The organism is Rheinheimera pacifica, assembly GCF_024809855.1.
Classification (GTDB): Bacteria; Pseudomonadota; Gammaproteobacteria; order Enterobacterales; family Alteromonadaceae; genus Alishewanella; species Alishewanella pacifica_A.
This window is the reverse complement of the sequence record NZ_JANUEM010000003.1, coordinates 403,586-428,130: the sequence shown is the minus strand read 5'-3', so window position 1 is coordinate 428,130 and position 24,545 is coordinate 403,586. Positions and strand designations below refer to the sequence as shown.

The following is a 24,545-nucleotide window of genomic DNA, read 5'->3' as shown; positions in this document are numbered from 1 at the left end:
TTATTCCTTTGCACCTTTTGTAACTGCAAGGCAAATTTGCGCAAATTCTGCTGGCTTGAGGCTTGCACCACCTACCAGCGCACCATCTATGTCGGCTTGGCGAAATAATGCAGCAAAATTGTCTGCATTAACACTGCCGCCATACAATAATTTTACCCTTACTGCTGATTGCGTATTGTACCTGGCCAGATGTTGCCTTATAAAAGCATGGGTCGTTTGCGCCTGTTCCGGCGTGGCCGACTCACCTGTGCCTATGGCCCATATTGGTTCATATGCAATCACTGATTTCGCCAGTAATTCGGGCTGCGAAGCATACACCGCATCAAGTTGCTGCGCAAGAACCTGCTGTGTTTTTTCTTGCTGGCGCTCGGTTGCAGATTCACCGACACATAATATAGGCGTTAAACCTGCTGCAACAGCCCTTGCCAACTTAGCCGCGATAAGCTCATCGCTTTCACCGTTTAGTGCACGCCGCTCTGAATGGCCGACAATAACATAACGGGCTCCGGCTTCCTGCAGTAAGTCAGCACTGAGCTCACCGGTAAAAGCACCGCTTATTTCATGGCTTAAGGTTTGTCCGCCAAGCGCAAAATTACACGATGCCGGAAAGTGTGTTAACAGCGTAGCGGGCGGGCACACTACAACAGCTTGTTCGGTTAACGGCAGTGCCGTTAATGCCTCAACCATCTCCTCAACCAGTGCGGCTGAACCGTTCATCTTCCAGTTCGCGGCTATCAGTGGTGTGCGTTGCATGGTGCTGTATCCCTGTAGTTAGACGGGCGCGATATTAACCAACCACGCCGGCGCAAACAAGCTTTAATGGCGTATTTGAACAATCAACTGGCGATTTTTACCGCAGCGGCTATTTGCTCGGCATACTGTCTTACTTCAGTTGCATCTTCGCCTTCTACCATTACCCGGATCAATGGCTCAGTACCACTTTTACGGATCAGCACCCGGCCTGAACTACTCAGTTTAGCCTCAACATCTGCAATCACCTGCTTCACATGCTGTTTTTCCAGCGGAGCCGTGCCTTTTTCAAACTTCACGTTTACCAGCACCTGTGGCAGTTTATGCATGCCCTGACTAAACTCAGCCAGCGTCATACCCGCTTCAATCATTGCCGCAAGTACCTGTAAAGAAGCAATAATACCGTCACCGGTACAGGTATGATCTAAATTCAGTACGTGGCCTGAGTTTTCACCACCAATGCGCCAGTTGTTCTCGCGTAGCAGTTCCATTACATAACGGTCGCCTACTGCGCTGCGGGCAAACGGGATATCTAACTGCTTAAGCGCCAGCTCTAACCCCAGGTTGCTCATTAAGGTGCCAACCACGCCGCCATGCAGTTTATTCTGCTCTTTGGCTGCACGGGCAATGATATAAACAATTTCGTCACCATCAATAACCCGGCCGGTATGATCAACCATCATTACCCTGTCACCATCGCCGTCATAAGCAATACCTAAGTCGGCGCTACGCTCAACCACGGTTTTCTGCAACAGCTCAGTATGGGTAGCGCCACAATTATCGTTAATATTTAGCCCATCCGGGCTGGCACCAATAACTATTACTTCAGCACCCAATTCTTTAAATACTGCCGGTGCTATGTGGTAAGTAGCGCCGTGAGCACAATCGATCACAATTGTCATGCCGCTTAACGATAAATGGTTGGGTAAGTGGCTTTTACAAAACTCGATATAACGTCCGGCAGCGTCATCGATACGCTGGGCTTTACCCAGTTTCTCAGATGGTTCACATACCATCGGCTGCTCCAGTTCATGCTCTATCGCCAGTTCAACGTCATCGGGCAGCTTAGTGCCATCAGCAGAGAAAAACTTAATGCCGTTGTCATAGTAAGGGTTGTGTGAAGCGCTGATTACAATACCCGCTTCAGCCCGGAATGTGCGGGTTAAATAAGCGACTGCCGGCGTTGGCATTGGCCCTAACAGGCGCACATTGATACCGGCCGCAATTAAACCGGCTTCCAATGCTGTTTCTAATAAATAACCGGATATACGCGTATCTTTACCTATTAATACTTTGCGGGTGCCACGCTGCGACAACACCCGGCCAGCAGCCCAGCCTAACTTCATGGCAAATTCGGGTGTAATCGGAAACTCACCGACCCGGCCACGCACGCCATCAGTACCAAAATATTTTCTGCTCATCCTTTATGCTCCATACTGCATTGCTGTCACTACCCTGACCGCCTGCACTGTTTCTTTAACATCATGCACCCGGATTATCCGGGCCCCTTGTAATGCTGCAATAGTAGCGCAGGCAACACTAGCTGCCAAACGCTCATTCACCGGTATGTTCAGTAATTGACCAATCATTGACTTGCGCGACATACCTGCCAGCACCGGATAGCCGGAACCGGTAAATTGTGCCAGTTGCTGCAACAATAAATAGTTATGACTAACGCTTTTACCAAAACCAAAACCGGGGTCAAGAATAATATGCTGCCGCTGCATGCCTGCTTGTTCACAGGCAGAGGCCCGGTCTAATAAAAACTGTTTTACCTCTGCCACCACCTGCTGATATTGCGGTGAATGTTGCATACTACGCGGCGCTCCCTGCATATGCATCAGGCATACCGGTACATCAGCGGCAACAGCAACATCTAAAGCGCCAGGCTCCAGCAAGGCCCTGACATCATTAATAATATCAGCACCAGCCTGAACCGCAGCTGACATCACCCCGGCCTTACTGGTATCGACAGAAATAGCACAGTCAAAACGTTGGCGGATTGCCTCAATTACCGGTATTACCCGGTCTAATTCGTCCTGTTCTGCCACATCAGCAGCACCGGGGCGGGTAGATTCGCCACCAATATCTAAAATTACGGCACCGTCTGACAACATCTGCTCAGCCTGACGCAGTGCAGCGTCCTGTTGCTGATGTTTACCACCATCAGAGAATGAATCAGGCGTGATATTTAAAATACCCATAACCTGTGGGCGGCTTAAATCCAGCTTGCGCTGGCGGGGCAAGAACAACAGCATATTGGCTCCTGGAACAAGATATTTTGGCTCTGGCTGTAAAAACAAACCCCGGCATAACCGGGGCTTTAATTTGGCTAAATACAACAGATTTAGTGTAGGTTACCTTCTGATGGCTTACCCGGAACGGCTGCATCATCATCCTGGCTGACTTTGCTATCCGGCTTGTCGTCTGAGCCCGGCTTATCACGGGGTTCCCAGTTTTCCGGCTGCCGTACTTCGCGCCGCGCCATCAAATCATCAATCTGCCTGGCATCTATGGTTTCATACTTCATCAATGCATCTTTCATTGCATGCAGGATGTCCATGTTTTCTTCAATCAGCTTTTTCGCTCTGTCGTAGTTACGGTCAATAAAGTCACGAATTTCAGCATCAATGGCTTTAACAGTATCTTCCGACATATGCTTATTTTTGCTGACCGAGCGGCCAAGGAATACTTCACCTTCTTCATCGGCGTACAGTAATGGGCCAAGCTTCTCTGAGAAACCCCATTGTGTAACCATTTTGCGCGCCAGATCTGTAGCCCGCTCAATATCGTTCGACGCACCGGTAGTAACAGATTCAAAACCGTAAATCACTTCTTCGGCTATCCGGCCACCAAATAACGAACTGATCATACTCTCCAGCAAGCGCTTGCTGTGCGATACACGGTCTCGCTCAGGCAAGTACATAGTAACGCCCAAAGCACGGCCACGCGGAATAATACTAACCTTGTAAACAGGGTCGTGGTCCGGCACCAGGCGGCCAACAATAGCATGACCAGCTTCATGATAAGCTGTCATCTCTTTTTCTTTTTCTGTCATCACCATAGAGCGCCGTTCTGCGCCCATCATGATCTTGTCTTTGGCTTTTTCAAACTCGTCCATCGACACTACACGGCGACCACCACGGGCAGCAAACAGAGCCGCTTCATTAACCAGGTTGGCTAAATCGGCACCGGAAAACCCCGGCGTACCACGCGCGATAACTGACGGTTCTACCCCTTCAGCCAGCGGTACTTTACGCATATGCACTTTTAAAATTTGTTCGCGGCCTTTTACATCCGGCAAACCTACCACAACCTGACGGTCAAAACGACCTGGGCGTAGCAGCGCCGGGTCCAGTACGTCAGGGCGGTTAGTTGCGGCAATAACAATAATACCTTCGTTACCGTCAAAACCATCCATTTCAACCAACATCTGGTTTAAGGTTTGCTCGCGCTCATCATGGCCACCGCCTAAACCGGCACCACGCTGACGGCCTACTGCATCAATCTCATCAATAAAGATAATACAAGGTGCCGCTTTTTTGGCTTGATCAAACATGTCGCGCACACGGGATGCACCTACACCGACAAACATTTCAACGAAGTCTGAACCTGAAATCGTAAAGAAAGGTACTTTGGCTTCACCGGCAATAGCTTTGGCTAATAAGGTTTTACCAGTACCTGGTGGGCCAACCATTAAAATACCGGTTGGAATTTTACCACCCAGCTTTTGGAAACGTGATGGATCGCGCAGGTAATCAACCAGTTCAGAAACCTCTTCTTTCGCCTCGTCACAACCGGCAACATCAGCAAAAGTAGTTTTGATTTGATCTTCACCCATCAGACGCGCTTTGCTTTTACCGAACGACATGGCACCTTTGCCACCGCCGCCCTGCATCTGGCGCATAAAGAAAATCCACACGCCGATAAGCAACAGCATTGGGCCCCAGGACAACAGAATAGTACCCAGCAAGCTGCTTTCTTCAGGTTTACTGCCTAAACTTCTGACATCGTTTTTAATCAGGTCATCCAGCAGCTTCTCATCATAGCCACCAGGGATCACTGTTTCAAAACGATCGCCGTTACGTTTTACACCGGTAATCACACCAGAGCGCTCAACTTTCACCTCGCGGATCTGGCCCTGATTTACCTCGTTGATAAACTGAGTGTAACTGGTTTGCCGGTCGGCACTGTCGCCGGGGCCAAAGCTGTTAAACACCGACATTAATACGACGGCGATCACTAACCAGACAATCAGATTCTTTGCCATGTCACTCAAGGTTATAACCTCTTCTTACCGATAAATAGATAATTACCCGGCTACTTTACTAGACTTTGAAGCCGGTAGCCACGATATATGTCTCTCGTGAACGCGCACGGGACGAATCGGGCTTACGAATTTTCACAGTGGTAAAGGCAGCACGCACATCTTTTAAAAATTGCTCGAAGCCATCACCCTGAAATACTTTGACCACAAAACTGCCATTTTGCTTTAGCACTTTGTGACACATATCAAGCGCCAGTTCCACCAGATACACCGACCTTGCCTGATCCGTAGTGTCATTGCCACTCATATTTGGCGCCATATCAGACAATACTACGTCTACGTTCTGACCGCCGATCCGGCTCAGTAATGCGTTTAATACTGCTTCATCACGAAAATCGCCCTGCAGAAAACTGACTCCGTTAATCGGATCCATAGGCAGAATGTCACAGGCTATCACGGTACCTTTACCACCGACAATACCAACACAAAACTGAGACCAGCTACCCGGTGCAGAGCCTAAATCCACCACCGTCATAGCGGGTTTGATCAATTTGTCCTGCTGGTTTATCTCTTCCAGTTTAAAAGCGGCCCGTGAACGCAGGCCTAACTTTTGTGCTTTTTGTACAAATTGATCATCGAAATGCTCTTTCAACCAACGGGTTGAACTGGCAGAGCGTTTTTTCTTGGTCATGCTTTCACTCTTGATTAGTGTTATGCGTTAGATGGCGCTACAATAACGCAAATTCAAGCGTTATCTGCGGAAATAGTCATTTTATGAGTTTAACCAACAAACAGAAACAATTTTTAAAAGCAAAAGCCCATGATCTTAAGCCTGTGATCCTGCTGGGTGGCAACGGCCTGACAGAAGGCGTGGTTGCCGAGATTGAAGTTGCACTTGGCTTTCACGAACTGATTAAAGTAAAAGTACCAACAGAAGACAGAGAGCAAAAAGTACTGATCATGGATGCAATTATCCGTGAAACCAAAGCAGATAAAGTACAGGTAATCGGCAAAACGCTGGTATTGTTCCGCCAAAGTGAAGCGAAAAAAATTCAGCTGCCACGCGGCTAAATATATATTAAACATAAAAAAAGCGCCGTCAGGCGCTTTTTTTATTGGGTTCAGGTTTCAAATATATTGCACTGCGGTAATTTCAAACTCAACTACACCTTTTGGTGTAGTGATATTTACCACATCATCAGCCGTTTTGCCGATTAAACCACGCGCAATCGGCGAATTAACTGAAATCAGGTTATTTTTGATATCAGCTTCATCATCGCCAACAATACGGTAAGTGACCTCTTCGTCGCTATCCAGGTTCAGAATAGTAACGGTACAGCCGAAAATAACCTTGCCGGTATTGGGTAACTTACTGATATCAATAATCTGTGCATTGGACAGCTTAGCTTCAATATCCTGAATACGGCCTTCGCAAAAGCCCTGTTGCTCACGTGCAGCATGATATTCAGCGTTTTCTTTTAAATCGCCGTGCTCACGTGCTGTGGCAATGGCCTGAATAATCGCAGGCCGTTTTACTGATTTAAGTTCATGCAGCTCAGCGCGCAGTCGTTCTGCGCCCTGCACTGTCATTGGGATTGCACTCATCCGTTAACTCTCTTATGTAGTTCCTGCACTGAGGCTACGTTTTCAAACGCACTGGCGGCGTTTGATTTTACCGTAGCAAAGGCAGCATTTAATGTCGTGGTGTAGTTAGCTTTGTACTGCAGCGCACCGCGGCGAATAACTTTAGAGTCTTCAATCGCCTGACGACCATCGGTCGTATTAACGATATAGCTGTATTCACCGTTTTTAATGCGATCCAGAATATGCGGGCGGCCTTCAGACACCTTATTTACCGTGCGGCATGTAATACCTGCAGCCTGCAATGCTTTGGCAGTACCGCCGGTAGCATCCAGTTCAAAGCCTTTTTCAACCATACGCTTTGCCAGTTCAACAACGCGCACTTTATCGCTGTCGCGTACTGAAAGCAAGGCACGGCCACCGGTTGGAATTAAGGTACTGGCCCCAAGCTGGCCTTTAGCAAAGGCTTCTTCAAAGGTATCGCCCACACCCATCACTTCACCGGTTGAACGCATTTCAGGGCCTAGGATCGGATCCACGCCCGGGAACTTGTTAAACGGAATAACCACTTCTTTTACTGAGAAAAACGGTGGAATAATTTCTGTTGTAATACCCTGTTCAGCCAGTGATTTACCCGCCATACAACGCGCGCCAACTTTAGCAACAGCAACGCCGGTAGCTTTAGACACAAAGGGCACAGTACGGGCTGCACGCGGGTTAACTTCAATTAAGTACACTTCGTTATCTTTTACCGCAAACTGGGTATTCATCAGGCCAACCACACCCAACTCCATTGCCAGCTTACGTACCTGCTCACGCATGACATCCTGAATGTCTTTGCTCAGGCTATACGGAGGCAAAGAACAGGCCGAATCGCCGGAGTGCACACCCGCTTGTTCGATGTGTTCCATAATGCCGCCGATAACCACTTCTTTACCGTCACAGATAGCATCGATGTCAACTTCAATGGCATCATCAAGGAAGTTATCCAGCAGCACCGGAGAATCGTTTGATACGCTAACTGCGTCAGTCATATAACGGCGCAGGTCCTGCTCGTCATAGACAATCTCCATGGCGCGGCCACCCAGTACGTAAGATGGGCGTACTACCATCGGGAAACCAATTTCCGGTGCCTTGGCAATCGCTTCTTCCATGCTGGTTACAGTAGCGTTTTTCGGCTGTTTTAAGCCTAAACGTTCTACTGCCTGCTGAAAACGCTCACGGTCTTCTGCGCGGTCAATTGCATCCGGTGAGGTACCAATAATTGGCACGCCATTAGCTTCTAATGCGCGGGCTAATTTCAGTGGCGTTTGGCCACCGTATTGTACGATAACGCCTTTGGGCTGTTCTTTACGCACAATTTCCAGCACATCTTCCAGCGTGATAGGCTCGAAGTACAACCGGTCTGATGTATCGTAATCAGTAGACACAGTTTCCGGGTTACAGTTAACCATAATGGTTTCAAAGCCGTCTTCGCGCAGTGCCAGCGAGGCGTGCACACAGCAGTAATCGAACTCGATACCCTGGCCGATACGGTTCGGCCCACCACCGATAATCATAATTTTATCGCGTTGGGTAGGCAGTGCTTCACACTCTTCATCATAGCTGCTGTACATATAAGCGGTGTTAGAGGCAAATTCTGCCGCACAGGTATCTACCCGCTTATACACCGGGTGTAACTTGTAGCCGTAACGTTTTTTACGTACTTCGTTTTCACTAACGCCCAGCACATCGGCAATACGTTTGTCGGCAAAGCCTTTGCGCTTTAACCGTTTTAACCGCTCTTCGTCCAGCGCGGCAAAGCCGTCTTTGCTAAGCAGTTGCTCTTCTTTTACCAAATCTTCAATTTGTACCAAAAACCAGCGGTCGATATTGGTTAAGGTAAAAATCTCATCCATGCTCATGCCCAAACGCAGCGCATCGGCGATATACCAAATACGGTGCGAGCCCGGCTCTTTTAACTCACGGATAATTTTATCTTTAGCTTCCGGCAGCGTGATATCGATCACCGGGTCTAAACCACATACGCCAATCTCAAGGCTGCGCAGCGCTTTTTGCAGCGATTCCTGCTGGTTGCGGCCAATTGACATTACCTCACCAACTGATTTCATCTGGGTAGTGAGGCGGTCATTAGCACCGGCGAATTTTTCAAAGTTAAAACGCGGCACCTTGGTAACCACGTAGTCGATGCTTGGCTCAAACGAAGCCGGGGTTTTACCGCCGGTAATATCGTTGGCCAGTTCGTCCAGCGTATAACCAATAGCCAGCTTGGCGGCCACTTTGGCAATAGGGAAACCGGTAGCTTTTGACGCCAGCGCAGATGAGCGCGACACGCGCGGGTTCATCTCAATGATCACCATACGGCCATCAACCGGGTTAATACCAAACTGAACGTTTGAACCACCTGTTTCAACACCAATTTCACGCAGCACCGCCAGCGAGGCATTACGCATGATCTGATATTCTTTGTCGGTCAGCGTTTGCGCCGGGGCTACCGTGATAGAGTCGCCGGTGTGTACACCCATAGGGTCGAAGTTTTCAATGGCACATACGATAATGCAGTTATCGTTTTTATCGCGCACCACTTCCATTTCGTATTCTTTCCAGCCGATTAACGACTCGTCAATCAACAGCTCTTTAGTAGGCGATAAGTCGAGGCCACGGGTACAAATTTCTTCAAATTCTTCGCGGTTATAAGCGATACCACCACCGGAGCCACCCATCGTAAACGATGGCCGGATAATGCACGGAAAGCCAATGTCTTCCAATACCTGATAGGCTTCATCCATTGAATGCGCCAAACCGGCACGCGGGCACGCCAGGCCGATAGAGCGCATGGCCTTATCAAAGCGGCTTCTGTCTTCTGCTTTGTCGATAGCATCAGCGGTAGCGCCAATCATTTCGACATTGTATTTCGCCAGTACACCATGGCGCTCTAAGTCCAGCGCACAGTTCAGTGCAGTCTGGCCGCCCATGGTGGGCAACACGGCACAGGGCCGCTCTTTTTCGATAATTTTTTCCACTACCTGCCAGTGAATCGGCTCAATGTAAGTGGCATCGGCCATTTCCGGGTCGGTCATAATGGTGGCCGGGTTCGAGTTCACCAGAATAACGCGGTAGCCTTCTTCTTTTAACGCTTTACAGGCCTGGGCACCTGAATAGTCAAATTCACAGGCCTGACCAATCACGATCGGGCCAGCGCCTAAAATCAGAATGCTGTTTAAATCTGTACGTTTTGGCATTGCTGTAATATCTCCGTAATTCGTGTTTGCCTAGGCGTTATGCTGTTGCATCAGCGCAATAAAATGGTCGAACAGCTCAGAGGCTTCGTGCGGACCAGGGCTGGCTTCAGGGTGCCCCTGGAAGCTGAATGCCGGTTTGTCGGTACGATGTATGCCTTGTAAGGTGCCGTCAAACAACGATTTATGGGTGGCGCGTAAATTCGCCGGTAAACTGGCTTCATCGACAGCAAAACCATGGTTTTGTGCCGTAATCAGTACGCGTTTGGTATCCAGATTCTGCACCGGGTGGTTACCACCATGGTGGCCGACCGTCATTTTTACAGTTTGTGCGCCACTGGCCAGCGCCAGTAACTGATGGCCTAAACAGATACCAAACAGCGGAATATCGGTTTCAAGAAAGGTTTTAATCGCCTCGATAGCATAAGTACAAGGTGCCGGGTCGCCAGGGCCGTTAGATAAAAAGATACCATCCGGGTTCAGCGCCAGTACATCAGCAGCGGACGTTTGTGCCGGTACTACCGTCAGCTTACAGCCACGGTCGGCAAGCATGCGCAGAATATTGCGTTTTACACCAAAATCATACGCCACTACATGGAACTGCTGCGGCGCGCCAGCGCGATGGCCTTCACCCAACTGCCAACTGCCTTCAGTCCACTGGTAAGCTTGTTTCACGCTAACTTCTTTAGCTAAATCCATGCCTGACAAGCCGGGAAAGCCTTTCGCCAGTTCCAGTGCTTTAGTTTCATCCGGGTTATCGCCAGCGATAATGCAACCGTTCTGGGCACCTTTCTCACGTAAAATACGGGTTAACTTGCGGGTATCGATATCGGCGATGCCGAGAATATTATGTTGTGTTAAATACTGACTAAGAGAGAGTTGGTTACGGAAATTACTGGCAAGAAGCGGAAGGTCACGGATTATCAGGCCTCGGGCCCAAACTTGTCCGGATTCTTCATCCTCAGGGTTAGTACCGGTATTGCCAATGTGTGGATAAGTAAGAGTAACGATTTGTTCTGCGTATGAGGGATCAGTTAATATTTCCTGATACCCGGTCATGGAAGTGTTAAACACCACTTCACCTACAGAAACTCCTTCAGCGCCAATGGCTGTACCGCGAAATACGGTGCCGTCTTCCAGTACGAGCAGGGCGGACTTAGTCAAGATAACCTCCAAACAGCAAAAAACGGGCGAAAACCTGACACTGTTTTACAACCCGTTTTGACCCAAAATGTGATACCCGATTTGCCTTAGGCAAACCTGACTATTTTAGGCGATCAGCGCTGGATAAGCTACGCTTTTTTTGAATTTTATTACAAATGGCAACTTTAGCTTGTTTTTAACCTTAATAGCGCAAAAAGCTAGCTTAAATCAGCTAAACCTAACACTTGTTGCATAGAATAAAGTCCACTCTGTTTATTTTGCAACCACAGAGCAGCGCGCAGTGCGCCTTGGGCAAAGGTACTACGGCTGGACGCTTTGTGGCTTATTTCCAGCCTTTCGCCTAAATCAGCGAATAAGGCGGTATGGTCGCCAATAATGTCGCCGCCACGCACGGTGGCAAAGCCGATAGTTTGCTGCTCACGCTCGCCGGTAATGCCCTCACGGCCATACACGGCAACCTTAGTCAAATCACGATCCAGCGCTTTGGCGATGCTGGCACCGATAGCCATAGCAGTGCCGGACGGCGCGTCTTTTTTAAAACGGTGATGGGCTTCAATAATCTCAATATCAGCTGTTTGTCCCATTACTTTGGCGGCAGTTTGTACCAGGTGCAGCAGCAGATTTACCCCTACACTCATATTCGGCGCCCAGACAATTGGAATATGCTTAGCTGCTTGCTGCACCTGCTGATACTGCGTATCGGTTAAACCGGTAACACCTATTATCATGGCTTTTTTTGCCGCTACCGCCAGTTCAAGATGCGCCAGCATGGCTTCGGGCATAGTGAAATCGACCCAGATATCAGCGTTATTAATGCTGCCCGCACCGGTTGCACTTAGTGGCAACCCCAGTTTACCCACACCAGCAAGCTCGCCGGCGTCAACACCAATAAGCTCTGATCCGGCGCGCACTGTGGCAGCCGTAAGGTTTAGCTGTTGTTCTTTAGCAACGGTAATTAACGCCCGGCCCATACGGCCATTGGCACCAAAGATCCCGATAGATGGCATAATCCGGCTCTGTGTAAAAGTAATAATGGCGGCTATTAGAGCAAAAGCCGCCGACAGGGGGAAGTAAAATAGCCATGTTTACAGCAAGAATTCAGCTTCTTGCCATTATTGCACCAGCCTGCGGTATCAGCACCATATTCATCAACCTCAGTATATGATGAGCTTACTGCCCGGTTAGCAACTGCTTGGCGGCCTTAGCTTTGGTAAAGTTTGCGGGCCTGACAAAATAAGCCATAGCCAGAACGAACAAGGCTATACCGGCAGGCTCGGGTACCTGTTGATATACCGTCACGCCACTTTGTAGCAAAGCATAAGCTTCCCGGCCAAGAATACTATGGGCACGGGTGGTAGGATGAATTTCATCCCAGAAAACATACTGTGATGCATTGGCACAAGAGCGCTCGGTAGCCAGAATACCGCCCGTTACAGACCGGCACTCATCAGTAGTATTGGTAAACCCTTCTGATAAAGGGTTAGCCAGAATGTTGTCAAAAATACTATATACGTCAAGCATATAAATTTGAGCCAGTGATTGCTTTGACAAATCAATCAGCATTTCTTCCAGTAAGTCATTCCACAACAGGCTGACTTCTGTGCCCGACTGGCTGTCAGCCGTTGAGGCAAATTCCGGAATGCTGCCAAGATCAGGTAAATTGGGCACTAACAATGTCATAGCGCCCCTGGCAATCATATCGGTAAGCATCAGCTGAAAATTGCCGATAATCGACGTTACCATCATCAACGGGTTAGCTGCACCAACCAGATCACGCATATCATTGCCGCCGGCCCAGGCAACATATAAGGCATCGCTATCAAAAGATGTTCCATTTAACCGGTTCAGGTACTGGTTGTACTGGTTTAGCACGCCGGTAGAAACACCGGTTGCATTGTCTATACGGGCACCACCATAAGCAAAGTTGTTACCGCCGCCGGTAGATCTGCTGCTTGTCAGCCCCAGATCATCTGCCAGGTACTCATGCCAGAGATTACCATTAGAAAAACGGCCGTTAGGGCCATATCCGGCCAGTGCAGCCACTGGCCCTAACGAGCCTAGCGGCACTGTAGCCCGGGTATTGCCGGTATCAGACAGGCTATCGCCAAAAATGTAGATATCAGAAAAAATAAGTGATGCCGATGCAGGTAAAGCAAGCAGAGTAAAGCTGATACTCAGCACAACTAACTTTAACCAGCGAAGTGGTGTTATTGTTTTCATTAGTTATCCTTGTCTTTTTGTTTTTATCAGCAGCCTGGGTTGGCTACATTTTATACAGCGCAAGTATCGTGCCTGAAAGTAAACAAAATTAAGCAAAACAACGACAACAGTTGTCAGACCTCTGTTCAGCTAACAGTGGACAAGCAGTTAATCAATGATCACGGCGAAGCAGCAAAGCAGATGTGTATAATATTCAGACAACGGTAAACAGCAGAAAATAGCCCGAAGCAAGCCAAAACCACACCTCAGCCGCCTAAAGCCATGCAACTGAGGTGTAAATTAAACCAACATAAACAACTACAAGCTGTCACCACGTAACAGCCGTACCTGCCGCTCCAACTCAAGCGCACTAGCGTGTTCTGCTGGTAACGGGGTACTGGCGGCCAGCGTTACTTTCGACCAGAAGCGGCCTTTAAATTTAAAAGCACCACTGCCATGATGGCTAAAGAAAGAACCCCACAATCCCTGCAAGGCCATTGGCACCGCCGGTACCGGCGTTTCAGCTAAAATACGCTCAATACCGGGGCGAAAGCTGTCTATCTCACCGTTTTTGGTTAAACGCCCCTCCGGGAAAATACATACCAGATTCCCCTCTTCCAACTCACGCTTAATGGCTGCAAACGCGGCTTCATACACCGTTTCATTTTTTTGCTTTGAGCAAATTGGAATAGTACGTGCGGCCTTAAACAGCCAGTTGGCAACCGGCAAATCATAAATACCTTTTTCCATTACAAAACGCACCGGCCGTCGCACTGCACCACCAATCAGCAAAGCATCAACATAGCTAACATGGTTGGCAACCAGCACGGCCGCACCTTCATCCGGAATATGCTCCAACCCTTTGCTGCGTACCCGGTACATGGTGTGGCTAAGCAGATAAATAACAAACCGCAGTACAAACTCAGGCACGGTGCTGTAAACATACAGTGCTACCACGGCATTCATAACAGCCAGCACCAAAAAATACTCTGGAATAGATATACCCAGTACGGTTAAAAATACGATACCGGCAATGGCGCTAACCACCATAAACAGTGCATTAAAAATATTATTGGCAGCTATCACCCTCGCCCGTTGTTGCGGTTCGGCACGCTGTTGCAGCAATGCATACAGCGGCACAATAAATAAGCCGCCGAAAACACCAATTAAGGTTAAATCAATCAGTACCCACCAGCCAAACGCTGTAGCCAAAAACTGCGGTAAACTTAACAGTTGTTCTGGCGATAGCAGTTGCGGTAAAACGGCCGGGCTACTAAAAAACAAACTGATACCAAACACCGTTAAGCCAATAGAGCCAATAGGTACCAGACCAAGCTCAACCCTGTCGCCGGATAAACGTTCGCATAACATAGAACCAATGCCCACACCAACAGAGAATGCCACCAACAGCGCAGTAACTACGGTATTATCACCACCAAGCGTGTCTTTAGTGAAATTAGGAAACTGGGTTAAATAGCTGGCACCTAAAAACCAAAACCAGCTAATCGCCATAATAGACAGATATAAAGTACGATTCTGATAACTGATACTGATAGTTGCTTTGGTTTGCTGCCAGGGTGCAAAACGAAATTTATCGGCGTTATGCACCTCGCCTACTGCCGGGACCCGCCGACTCATCAGATACCCCAATACCGAAAACAGCAGCACCACCGCACCAACCCATAATGGTGCATCTGCCAGGCCCACCAATAAGCCTCCGGTAATAGTACCGAGTAAAATAGCGACAAAGGTGCCCATTTCCACCCAGGCATTACCGGCTAACAGCTCTTTGTCACTGAGTAACTGCGGCAAAATGGCGTACTTTACCGGGCCAAAGAACGCCGATTGGCTCCCCATTAAAAACAGCAACCCCAGCAACATCAGGTATTGCTGAAAATAAAATGCTACAGCAGCCAGCAGCATCAGACCTATTTCCAGCAGCTTTAATGCACGGATCAATTTGGTTTTGCATACTGCATCAGCCAGTGCACCGGCGGTAGCAGAAAACAACAAAAACGGCAGAATAAACAGCCCCGTTGCCAGATTCATGGTTAAATTGGTATCCCACGGCAGCGCACTGGCGGCGGTAAAGGTCAACATTAACATCAAGGCATTTTTAAACACATTATCATTAAAAGCGCCGCTGGCCTGGGTAAGAAAAAACGGCAGAAAGCGTTTGCTGCTGATTAAGCGGTTTGTCGACATATCCACTCCATCGGAAAAAGAGATAGTAATAAATAAGTTGCCAGCATAATCAACTCATATTACATATACCAGTATGATCTAACGATCCGGTTTGACAGGCCATCTAGCCATCTATATATTGCGCAACCATTAAGGCAGTAGCACTGCCTGCGTATTTATAAGGTATAACCTATGCACAACACTACGCTGGCACCAGTGGGCGCTAAACGCTCACTACTGCCATTACTGTTTTTTGTCGCGCTGTTTCTCGGCACCGGCCTTTACCTGCAAAGTGCCGGTGTAGCTTATGCGTTTTACCAGTTGCCGGGGCATGTTGCTATTATCCCGGCCCTTATTCTGGCCATTTTGCTGCATAAAGCGCCGCTGCAACAATCTATAGATGTGATGATAAAAGGCGCAGGTAACAGCAATATTATTACCATGTGTATTATTTATTTGCTGGCAGGTGCCTTTGCCAGTGTTGCCACAGCAACCGGTGGTGTAGATGCCGCCGTAAACGCAGGCCTTAGCTTAGTACCCACGCCCTGGCTACTGCCTGGCTTATTTGTTATTGCTGCTCTGGTATCCACTGCTATGGGTACTTCCATGGGCACTATCGGTGCGCTGGCCCCTATTGCCGTTGGTTTATCCAATCAAGCCGGGTTAGATCAGGCCTTAGTAGCGGGTGTACTACTTAGCGGCGCCATGTTTGGCGATAATCTGTCGATTATTTCTGACACTACCATTGCAGCTACCCGTACCCAGGGCGCAAAAATGGCCGATAAATTCCGCGAAAATATTAAAATTGCACTGCCTGCTGCCGTGTTAACGTTGCTGCTGTATGTTGTGCTGGCTACAGACGGAGCACCGGTACAAATTGACACCGTAAACTGGAGCGGTGTAATGCCATATGCCGCTATTTTGCTGCTGGCAATAATGGGGCTGAATGTATTTGTCGTGCTGCTGCTGGGCATTGTGCTGGCAGCACTGCAAGGCGCCTTTTTTGCTGATTACGCTATGGCCAACCTCGGTAAAGATATCGCCAGCGGTTTTGCCAGTGTGCAGGAGATTTTCCTGCTGGCCATGCTGGTAAGCGCACTGAGTGAGTTTATTAAACAGCAAGGTGGCTTACAGTGGATCGCCGGTAAAATCCAGCAAGTCGCTGGCAGCCTTAAACTGGCAGGTAATAAAGCGCAACAACTGGCGATTGCAGCATTAGCGTTTAGCAGTAACCTGTGTATTGCCAATAATACCGTGGCAATCGTTTTAACCGGTGAAATTAGCAAAACGCTGGCCCAACAACATCAGATAACCCCTAAGCGCAGCGCCAGCCTGCTGGATATTTTTGCTTGTATAAGCCAGGGGTTGGTGCCTTATGGGGCACAGGCATTATTGCTGGGGGCCAGTTTTGGCATATCGCCCTGGCAGGTTGTAACGCAAAGCTATTACTGTCTGATATTGCTGCTGGTAGCGGTATTGACTATTTTACTTAAACCGGCAAAGCCAAGCGTAGCGGCGGCTACTGCGGTTTAAGATTTATGCCCTGGCAATAAACGCCGGAACCAGCGCTGCAGGCTATTGGCTGGTTTAGCCAGACTATGATAAACCAGCACCTGCCAGCGCATTTTCAGGCTGTGGCCGCGCACAAACCAGAGCTGACGGGCAAACCAGGCGCTGGCCACTGAGCCCTGCAACATGGTCAGTAGCAAATTACACACCAACGGCTGGGGCCGGGGCAGCGCAGGGCTTTGCAAAGCAACCTGCGCAGCACCATTAGCAAATAGTGTGCTCAGCACCCGGCACGCATTGCTCACGGCAGATTGCACCGACATCAGCGCAGCTTGCTCAAGCATGAAATCCAGTTGCTGCTGGTGTTGCACTTCCAGCAGTAAATCATTTAAATCAATCACATCTTTGGTTAATTTATGTGTCTCTTCCTGATAAAACAGGTGCACCGCTGCATGAATAAATAAATGCGCGGTAGCAGGCACTTTAAAGGCTGAGCCAGGAATACTGACAGCATGGCTGAACAACGGCGTGATATCTATGCTTCTGGCTGATGCTGTCGGGTAAATATGGTGGTGTAAATCGATCACTGTGCCGCGCTGATAATGCTGTAACGGCGGGTTTTGATGCGACCAGTTAAGGTAGTAATCACGGTCGTAATCGGTCATTTCAGCTTCGCGAAAACCATAAAAAAACAACCTGTCCCGCACATGCCGTAGTTGGTTTGCCGGCACCAGAATATCAATATCGGAAAATAGCCGGCCAAAGCTCACCGCTAAAGCCTGCGCTCTGTAAGCTGCGCCTTTTAACAACAAGCACGGGTAACCGGCGCCAGCAAACAACGGCTCCAGTTGCTGTAATTCAGAATACAGGCTGTGCTGCTGCTTCTGAGCGTAACGCGCACCCGATTCACCATGCAACTTAACCTGCTGTGGCACCTGGTCAAGTAATTGCTTGGTTTGTAGCACATAGTAAAACCGGGCAGTAAGGCCTTGCTGGCGGGCTTGCTGCAAAAATAGGGTCCATTGCTGCGGTGTAGCCCGCTGTATAAATTCAGCCGGAGAGGCAAAAAAAGCCAGTAACTGCGAACTTAACATAACTTATTTAACCCGCTCAACGCTTGTTCAATGCAGGCATATTCCAGCCGGTAAGCATCAATTTGTTGTGTTAACCTGCTAAGGCTGTTAAAGCCCTGCTCAGCTAACACGGCATAGTTAAAAGAGTTATTGGCAAGATGCATAAAGGCATCAGCCTGGCTTAGCTTCGATAGCGTTAGCTGCTGCTGTGCAGCGTTATACTGCGGGAAAATAACCCAGGCAGCTGTTGCTGTTTGTTGCATACCGGCCCAACTCTGGGTTGATGGCAACATATAACCTACTGTGCCTTTAGTTGTACCGCTGGTAATTTGCCGGATCTGTGCCTGCGGATACCAGCTTTGCAATAACATCAATGACTGGTTCTTCAGGCTAACCGGCCTGACATAAGGCACAATTGCACCGCTGGTTAAATCAACCAGGCACATTTCATCAGACAATAAACGCCAGCCTTCCTGCATCAATACTGCGCACAGCGTGCTTTTACCTGAACCTGGCGGTGCCGGCATAATGAGTGCTTTTCCGTCACGTTCAAGCACTGCCGCATGAATAGCCAGAAACTGATGTTGGTAAGACGCCACGCACCAATTAACACCCCACTCAAAAACCGGTACCAGTTGGGCTGAGTCGGTCATTCTGAAGTGCTGATCGCCGGATGAAACATGAAACGGCCGGCCCCAGCCCGCCCATTTACGCTGCACTTGCAGGCAAAAATCGTAAATAAGTTGCGGGTTAGGCCGTGTTATCAGTGTCGCAGGATATAACTCAGCAAGCGCAGTAGTAAGCTTGTTGCTGTGGTTAGTAACAAGTACGGAAAAAGGTGCAGTATGAATAGCGAAATCAGTCAACGTCAGGCTCTGTTATCTCAGCCTCTGCGCCGCTCAGATGAGTTTCATGATCGAAGGTTGAAAACAGCACACTGCTGGCATCATTAAATGTTGCCTGCAGTGTGCTGTTATCTGTGGTTTGCTGAGATAGCCAGGCAGCATAACTCAGAGCTACGTCCATCAGGTTAGCCCATGTAACCGTCGATGTAATACACCAATAAAGCTGATAGCTGATTTTTTTGTGCCTGAGTAACCGCGCCCTGATAAGCATTTACTATTTCATCAGGCGTAGGAATACTGGTGCTGATACCTTCTAACTGATAGTACAGCGCATGCAGGAAAATTGCCGCAATATTACGGATCAGCGCATTGTTACCACCAAGGTTAACGGCATCGCGTAGCGTACCATTGTAGCCATACTGAAAAATAGTATTAAACTTGGTGTTCTGGTTTATCTCTATACCACGCCACTTCTTAGACGATTTGCTGCCAGACTTATAGAAATAACCACCTTTACCACCACCAATACCCGGCTTTTTAGTTTCAAAATACAACTTGGCACTGCCATGAGAATCATAGCTTTGTTTACACTGTTCAAACTTATCAGGTTGTACTGACTGCATCTGCGATGCATTTTCGCTTAACGAACAGTTAAGTGTGCTGGTACCCCAGGCGGATTTACTCTTAAGTGTCAGCAACACCGGCAAGCTACCCAGACCTGCGCGCATTAAAAATTTTCTGCGGCCAGACTGCGTTGCCTTCATTTCCTTGTCATTAACAGGTTCCATAGCTACATTCCATAAAGCAAACTGCATAAAGTGTAATGCCAGTTACATGCAAGATCAAATCCAACAATATAACTTCATATCAGGCATCATAAAATTCTGAAACCCAACATCGCGGCAGCATAAATTGTAAAGCAAGCTGACGCTAATATCAGGCTTTACAGTTGGGCAAAGCACCGCTGGCTTTGCGTTCATTATAGGTTTGCATTGCCGTTGGCATTTTTTCGCGTAAATCTTTAATCCGTGTCTCAGGCAACGGGTGGGTAGACAGAATTTGTGGGGTACCGCTACCGCCCTGCGCTGCCATATTCTGCCATAAGTTAACCGACTGACGCGGCTCAAAACCCGCCTTTGCCATTAAATCCAGCCCTATAATATCGGCCTCACTTTCATGTGCCCGGCTAAATGGCAGCGCTACACCCACCTGCGCCCCTAAGCCAAAAGCCGTCATCAGTTGCTGCTGATACTGCACATTATAAGCTTTCATAGCGGCATCACCCAGTGTCATAGCCGTTTGAATAAACTGATTAGTAGACAAGCGTTCGTTGCTGTGGCCAGCCATTACGTGTGCGATTTCATGGCCGATAACCGCTGCCAGCTGGTTCTGGTTTTCAGCTACTTTTAGCAGGCCGGTATACACACCTATCTTGCCGCCGGGCAACGCAAAAGCATTTACCTGCTCAGAATCGAAAACCACTATTTCCCAGGTGTTGCCCATAAACTCCTGAGGTGTCACCTTAAGCAAAGCGCCTGCAACGCATTGTACATACTCATTGGTACGCCGGTCTTTGGAAATAGGTGTTTCAGCTTTCATCGTTTCAAAGGTTTGTGCGCCCATCTTATCCAGTTCAGCTGAATTAAACAGCATGACCTGACGGCGGCCGGTTGGCGACTGTGCACAGGCAACAATCAGTAAAGAACAGGTGGTTAGCAGTAATAACTTTTTCAACATGAGCATATCCTTATTTGACACTTTGATCGCAGCCGACACTGCGTAACATGCTGTTATTGTATCTGCTGGGCAATAAAAAACCACCCGAAGGTGGTTTTTCATTACAGCTTAACTGGTTAAATCGTCAAAGAACTTCTTCACGCCATCAAAGAAGCCCTTCGATTTCGGCCGGTGTTTGGCTTCACCATCCCCCGCCATACTGTCATCCAGCTGGCGCAGTAAATCTTTTTGCTTTTCGCTTAAGTTCACCGGTGTTTCAATTACAACTTTACACACCAGATCACCCACACCGCCACCGCGCACCGACTGCACACCTTTACCACGCAGGCGGAACATTTTTTCGGTTTGCGTTTCAGCCGGTATTTTCAGCTTTACGCGGCCATCCAGGGTCGGCACATCAATTTCGCCACCCAGTGCAGCAATAGTGAAACTCAGAGGCACATCGCAGTACAGGTTATTGCCATCGCGCACGAAAATCGGGTGCTCTTTTACATGCACCTGCACATAAAGATCGCCTGCCGGGGCGCCATGCATGCCCGCTTCACCTTCGCCGGTTAAACGGATACGATCGCCGGTGTCGACACCCGCCGGAATTTTCACCGACAGCGTTTTGGTTTTCTCTATACGGCCTTCACCATGGCACTTAGTGCATGGGTCAGGAATAATTTTGCCACGGCCATTACAGGTTGGGCAGGTTTGCTGTACGGCAAAAAAGCCCTGGCGCATAGTTACCTGGCCGGCACCATGACAGGTTGGACAGCTTTTCGCTGAAGTGCCTTTTTTAGCACCCGAGCCATCGCAGCTGTCACAGCCCACCATCGTTGGTACTTTAATATCAACAGATTTGCCGCGTACCGCTTCTTCTAAGCTCAGCTCCAGATTGTAACGTAAATCTGAGCCGCGCTGCGCCCGTGACTGCCCACGACGGCCACCGCCACCGAAGATATCACCGAATACATCACCAAAAATATCGCCAAAATCAGCATTGCCTGCACCAGCGCCACCGCGGTTTGGATCTACCCCGGCATGGCCATAACGGTCATAGGCTGCGCGTTTTTGCTCATCCGACAACACCTCATAGGCTTCCTGGACTTCTTTAAACTTCTCTTCCATGGCTTTATCACCCTGAGTTCTGTCAGGGTGAAATTTCATAGCGAGGCGTTTGTAAGCCTTTTTGATGTCTTTATCGTCGGCGCCTTTAGCGACACCTAGTACTTCATAATAGTCACGCTTCGACATAGCTTAGTGCTAACTTCTCATGTTAAAGGGGCTGCAGTTTACTACAGCCCGGTTAAACCTTAATTATTTTTTGTCGTCTTTCACTTCTTCAAACTCAGCATCAACCACGTCGTCATTGCCGCCTGCCTGCTGGCCTGCGTCGCTGCCGCCTTGCTGGGCTTTGGCCTGAGCCGCTTCCATCAGCTTTTGCGATGCCTGAATAAGTGCCTGAGACTTCTCATCAATAGCGGCTTTGTCGCTGCCTTTTAATACAGCTTCCAGCTCTTTGATTGCCGTTTCAATGGCTTCTTTATCATTTGCAGCCAGTGCAGTGCCTACTTCTTCCAGTTGCTTACGGGTGGCATGAACCATCGCGTCGGCCTGGTTACGGGTTTGCACCAGCTCTTCAAACTTTTTATCTTCTTCAGCGTGTGCTTCAGCATCACGTACCATGGCTTGAATTTCTTCATCAGACAAACCAGAATTCGCCTTAATGGTGATCTTCTGCTCTTTACCGGTGTCTTTATCTTTAGCCGATACATGCAAAATACCGTCGGCGTCCAGATCGAAGGTCACTTCAATTTGTGGCTCGCCACGACGACCACCGCGAATGCCTTCTAAGTTAAACTGGCCCAGTGACTTGTTATCAGAAGCCCGCTTACGCTCGCCCTGCAGCACGTGAATAGTTACTGCAGATTGATTATCTTCTGCAGTTGAGAACACCTGCGACTTTTTGGTTGGGATCGTGGTGTTTTTCTCAATCAGCGCTGTCATTACGCTGCCCATGGTTTCAATACCCAGTGACAGTGGTGTAACGTCAAGCAGCAGTACGTCTTTAACATCACCTGACAATACTGCGCCCTGAATAGCCGCACCTACTGCTACGGCTTCGTCCGGGTTTACGTCTTTACGTGGTTCTTTGCCAAAGAAAGCCGTTACCGCTTCCTGTACTTTTGGCATCCGCGTTTGACCGCCCACCAGGATGATGTCGTTAATTTCGCCCACGCTTAAATCAGCATCTTTCAGTGCTTGCTTCAGCGGTTCAATAGTACGCTGAATTAAGTCTTCTACTAAAGATTCCAGCTTGGCACGGGTTACTTTGATGTTCAGGTGTTTCGGGCCTGAGGCATCAGCAGTAATGTACGGCAGATTCACTTCAGTTTGTGACGCTGACGACAGCTCAATCTTGGCTTTTTCAGCAGACTCTTTTAAGCGCTGCATGGCCAGAGGGTCGTTACGCAGGTCAATGCCCTGCTCTTTCTTAAACTCTTCAACTAAGTAGTTGATTAAACGGTTATCGAAGTCTTCACCACCTAAGTGAGTATCACCGTTAGTAGCCAGTACTTCAAAAGTTTGCTCGCCATCTACGTCGTCAATTTCAATGATAGAGATATCGAAAGTACCGCCACCTAAGTCATATACTGCAACTTTGGTGTCGCCTTTCTTTTTATCCATACCATAAGCCAGTGCCGCAGCGGTTGGCTCGTTGATAATACGCTTAACGTCTAAGCCTGCAATACGGCCGGCGTCTTTAGTGGCCTGGCGCTGTGCATCGTTAAAGTAAGCCGGTACGGTAATTACCGCAGCAGTTACCGCTTCACCTAAGAAATCCTCTGCGGTTTTCTTCATTTTTTTCAGCACTTCAGCTGAAATTTGCGGTGCAGCTAATTTTTTACCTTTAACTTCAACCCAGGCATCGCCATTATCTGCTTTTACGATAGCGTAAGGCATAATTTTGATGTCGCGTTGTACTTCGTCGTCTTCAAAGCGACGGCCAATTAAACGCTTAATCGCGAATAAGGTGTTTTTCGGGTTAGTCACCGCCTGGCGTTTTGCTGGCTGGCCAACTAACACTTCGCCATCTTCAGCATAAGCAATAATAGAGGGCGTGGTACGGGTACCTTCTGCGTTTTCTAATACGCGGGGTTTGTCGCCATCTAAAACCGCAACACAAGAGTTGGTTGTACCTAAGTCAATACCGATAATTCTGCCCATAACTACACTCCACTTAATATTCTGAACAATCACAAATTGCGTTGAGCGGTTAATGGGGATTAGCCCTGATCCATTCAAGGTTATTAGATTAAAAATTTTGCCAGTTGCTTACTTAAACCGCTTTTAGCGCCGGTTTAATGCTGTTATCTGCCGATAACGGTTAACTTATCGGTGTTTACCTGCCTATAATAGCCAGCATCATCAGCGTTTATTTAAAGGGTTTTGTTATGCCATTACTCGACAGTTTTACCGTAGACCATACCATTATGAAAGCCCCCGCCGTGCGCGTGGCAAAGAAAATGAATACGCCAAAAGGCGATGCCATCACCGTATTTGATTTGCGTTTTTGCGTACCTAATGAAGAAATTCTGTCAGAAAAAGGCATTCATACGCTGGAGCATTTATTTGCCGGTTTTATGCGCGACCATTTAAATGGCAAAGATGTAGAGATTATCGACATTTCGCCAATGGGCTGTCGTACCGGCTTTTATATGAGCTTAATTGGTACGCCGGACGAGCAGCGTGTAGCCAAAGCCTGGCAAGCGGCGATGGATGATGTGTTGCATGTTGCCAGCCAGAGCGATATCCCGGAGCTGAATATTTACCAGTGTGGCACGGCGCAAATGCATTCGCTGGATGAAGCTAAGCAAATTGCCAAAAACATTCTTGAGCGTGGTGTTGGTGTTAACCGCAATGACGAGCTGGCATTACCGGCAGAGATTTTAAACAAGCTGTAATACGTAACGGCGTCAGTTCGGGACATGAGGTGTTGGCTTCAATTGCC

General features: G+C 48.4%; 21 protein-coding genes. 3 read left to right on the top strand and 18 right to left on the bottom strand.

Annotated features, from left to right (window positions below; all coding sequences use genetic code 11):
* From tpiA to rlmE, 5 genes are all read right to left on the bottom strand, one after another.
* Entirely contained in the window at nucleotides 1-753 is a 753-nt protein-coding gene (tpiA, locus tag M2404_RS07090) for a triose-phosphate isomerase (RefSeq protein ID WP_259239033.1), read from the bottom strand.
* 83 nt (nucleotides 754-836) lie between these two features.
* A complete protein-coding gene (gene glmM, locus M2404_RS07085) occupies nucleotides 837-2,171 on the bottom strand; it encodes a phosphoglucosamine mutase (RefSeq protein WP_259239032.1) in 1,335 nt (444 codons plus the stop codon).
* Between the two features lie 3 nt (nucleotides 2,172-2,174).
* On the bottom strand, nucleotides 2,175-3,008 hold the full coding sequence (gene folP / locus M2404_RS07080; RefSeq protein ID WP_259239031.1) for a dihydropteroate synthase: 834 nt from the start codon (nucleotides 3,006-3,008) through the stop codon (nucleotides 2,175-2,177).
* Between the two features lie 89 nt (nucleotides 3,009-3,097).
* Entirely contained in the window at nucleotides 3,098-5,029 is a 1,932-nt protein-coding gene (gene ftsH, locus M2404_RS07075) for an ATP-dependent zinc metalloprotease FtsH (protein ID WP_310503071.1), read from the bottom strand.
* Between the two features lie 49 nt (nucleotides 5,030-5,078).
* On the bottom strand, nucleotides 5,079-5,708 hold the full coding sequence (rlmE, locus tag M2404_RS07070) for a 23S rRNA (uridine(2552)-2'-O)-methyltransferase RlmE (RefSeq protein ID WP_259239029.1): 630 nt from the start codon (nucleotides 5,706-5,708) through the stop codon (nucleotides 5,079-5,081).
* Nucleotides 5,709-5,791: 83 nt separating this feature from the next.
* Between rlmE and yhbY the strand changes: the two genes are divergently transcribed.
* Nucleotides 5,792-6,088, top strand: coding sequence for a ribosome assembly RNA-binding protein YhbY (gene yhbY / locus M2404_RS07065; RefSeq protein WP_259239028.1), 297 nt, complete (start codon nucleotides 5,792-5,794; stop codon nucleotides 6,086-6,088).
* A gap of 57 nt (nucleotides 6,089-6,145) precedes the next feature.
* Here yhbY and greA read toward each other — a convergent pair whose 3' ends face one another.
* The 6 genes from greA to M2404_RS07035 form a co-directional block, all read right to left on the bottom strand.
* Nucleotides 6,146-6,622 carry a transcription elongation factor GreA gene (gene greA, locus M2404_RS07060; protein ID WP_259239027.1) on the bottom strand — a complete coding sequence of 159 codons (477 nt, stop codon included), beginning with the start codon at nucleotides 6,620-6,622 and terminating at the stop codon, nucleotides 6,146-6,148.
* Nucleotides 6,619-9,840 carry a carbamoyl-phosphate synthase large subunit gene (gene carB, locus M2404_RS07055; protein ID WP_259239026.1) on the bottom strand — a complete coding sequence of 1,074 codons (3,222 nt, stop codon included), beginning with the start codon at nucleotides 9,838-9,840 and terminating at the stop codon, nucleotides 6,619-6,621. The genes greA and carB overlap by 4 nt, the downstream gene beginning before the upstream one ends.
* A gap of 30 nt (nucleotides 9,841-9,870) precedes the next feature.
* The gene (carA, locus tag M2404_RS07050; protein ID WP_259239025.1) at nucleotides 9,871-11,001 is read right to left on the bottom strand and encodes a glutamine-hydrolyzing carbamoyl-phosphate synthase small subunit; all 1,131 of its coding nucleotides are present in this window, start codon (nucleotides 10,999-11,001) and stop codon (nucleotides 9,871-9,873) included.
* A gap of 197 nt (nucleotides 11,002-11,198) precedes the next feature.
* Nucleotides 11,199-12,008, bottom strand: a complete 810-nt coding sequence (dapB, locus tag M2404_RS07045; RefSeq protein WP_259239024.1) for a 4-hydroxy-tetrahydrodipicolinate reductase — start codon at nucleotides 12,006-12,008, stop codon at nucleotides 11,199-11,201.
* A gap of 163 nt (nucleotides 12,009-12,171) precedes the next feature.
* Nucleotides 12,172-13,221, bottom strand: a complete 1,050-nt coding sequence (locus M2404_RS07040; RefSeq protein WP_259239023.1) for an SGNH/GDSL hydrolase family protein — start codon at nucleotides 13,219-13,221, stop codon at nucleotides 12,172-12,174.
* A gap of 297 nt (nucleotides 13,222-13,518) precedes the next feature.
* On the bottom strand, nucleotides 13,519-15,405 hold the full coding sequence (locus M2404_RS07035; RefSeq protein ID WP_259239022.1) for an MFS transporter: 1,887 nt from the start codon (nucleotides 15,403-15,405) through the stop codon (nucleotides 13,519-13,521).
* A 171-nt stretch (nucleotides 15,406-15,576) separates the two neighbouring features.
* On the opposite strand from M2404_RS07035, the gene M2404_RS07030 reads away from it, so the two are divergent.
* Nucleotides 15,577-16,917, top strand: a complete 1,341-nt coding sequence (locus M2404_RS07030; protein WP_259239021.1) for a Na+/H+ antiporter NhaC family protein — start codon at nucleotides 15,577-15,579, stop codon at nucleotides 16,915-16,917.
* Here M2404_RS07030 and M2404_RS07025 read toward each other — a convergent pair.
* The 7 genes from M2404_RS07025 to dnaK all read right to left on the bottom strand — a co-directional run bounded on the left by M2404_RS07025 (nucleotide 16,914) and on the right by dnaK (nucleotide 23,761).
* Nucleotides 16,914-17,987, bottom strand: a complete 1,074-nt coding sequence (locus M2404_RS07025) for a nucleotidyltransferase domain-containing protein (protein ID WP_259239020.1) — start codon at nucleotides 17,985-17,987, stop codon at nucleotides 16,914-16,916. The genes M2404_RS07030 and M2404_RS07025 overlap by 4 nt on opposite strands.
* Nucleotides 17,981-18,832 carry an HprK-related kinase A gene (locus M2404_RS07020; protein ID WP_259239019.1) on the bottom strand — a complete coding sequence of 284 codons (852 nt, stop codon included), beginning with the start codon at nucleotides 18,830-18,832 and terminating at the stop codon, nucleotides 17,981-17,983. Before M2404_RS07020 ends, M2404_RS07025 begins: the two co-directional genes overlap by 7 nt.
* On the bottom strand, nucleotides 18,825-18,992 hold the full coding sequence (locus tag M2404_RS07015) for a hypothetical protein (RefSeq protein WP_259239018.1): 168 nt from the start codon (nucleotides 18,990-18,992) through the stop codon (nucleotides 18,825-18,827). Before M2404_RS07015 ends, M2404_RS07020 begins: the two co-directional genes overlap by 8 nt.
* A gap of 4 nt (nucleotides 18,993-18,996) precedes the next feature.
* Nucleotides 18,997-19,599: a hypothetical protein gene (locus tag M2404_RS07010; protein ID WP_259239017.1), complete on the bottom strand. Its 603-nt coding sequence runs from the start codon at nucleotides 19,597-19,599 to the stop codon at nucleotides 18,997-18,999.
* Nucleotides 19,600-19,747: 148 nt separating this feature from the next.
* Complete coding sequence (locus tag M2404_RS07005; RefSeq protein WP_259239016.1) at nucleotides 19,748-20,548, bottom strand: M48 family metallopeptidase; 801 nt, start codon at nucleotides 20,546-20,548, stop codon at nucleotides 19,748-19,750.
* Nucleotides 20,549-20,656: 108 nt separating this feature from the next.
* Complete coding sequence (gene dnaJ / locus M2404_RS07000) at nucleotides 20,657-21,787, bottom strand: molecular chaperone DnaJ (protein ID WP_259239014.1); 1,131 nt, start codon at nucleotides 21,785-21,787, stop codon at nucleotides 20,657-20,659.
* Between the two features lie 63 nt (nucleotides 21,788-21,850).
* Nucleotides 21,851-23,761, bottom strand: coding sequence for a molecular chaperone DnaK (gene dnaK, locus M2404_RS06995; protein ID WP_259239013.1), 1,911 nt, complete (start codon nucleotides 23,759-23,761; stop codon nucleotides 21,851-21,853).
* 227 nt (nucleotides 23,762-23,988) lie between these two features.
* On the opposite strand from dnaK, the gene luxS reads away from it, so the two are divergent.
* On the top strand, nucleotides 23,989-24,498 hold the full coding sequence (luxS, locus tag M2404_RS06990) for an S-ribosylhomocysteine lyase (RefSeq protein ID WP_259239012.1): 510 nt from the start codon (nucleotides 23,989-23,991) through the stop codon (nucleotides 24,496-24,498).
* Nucleotides 24,499-24,545: the final 47 nt, after the last annotated feature.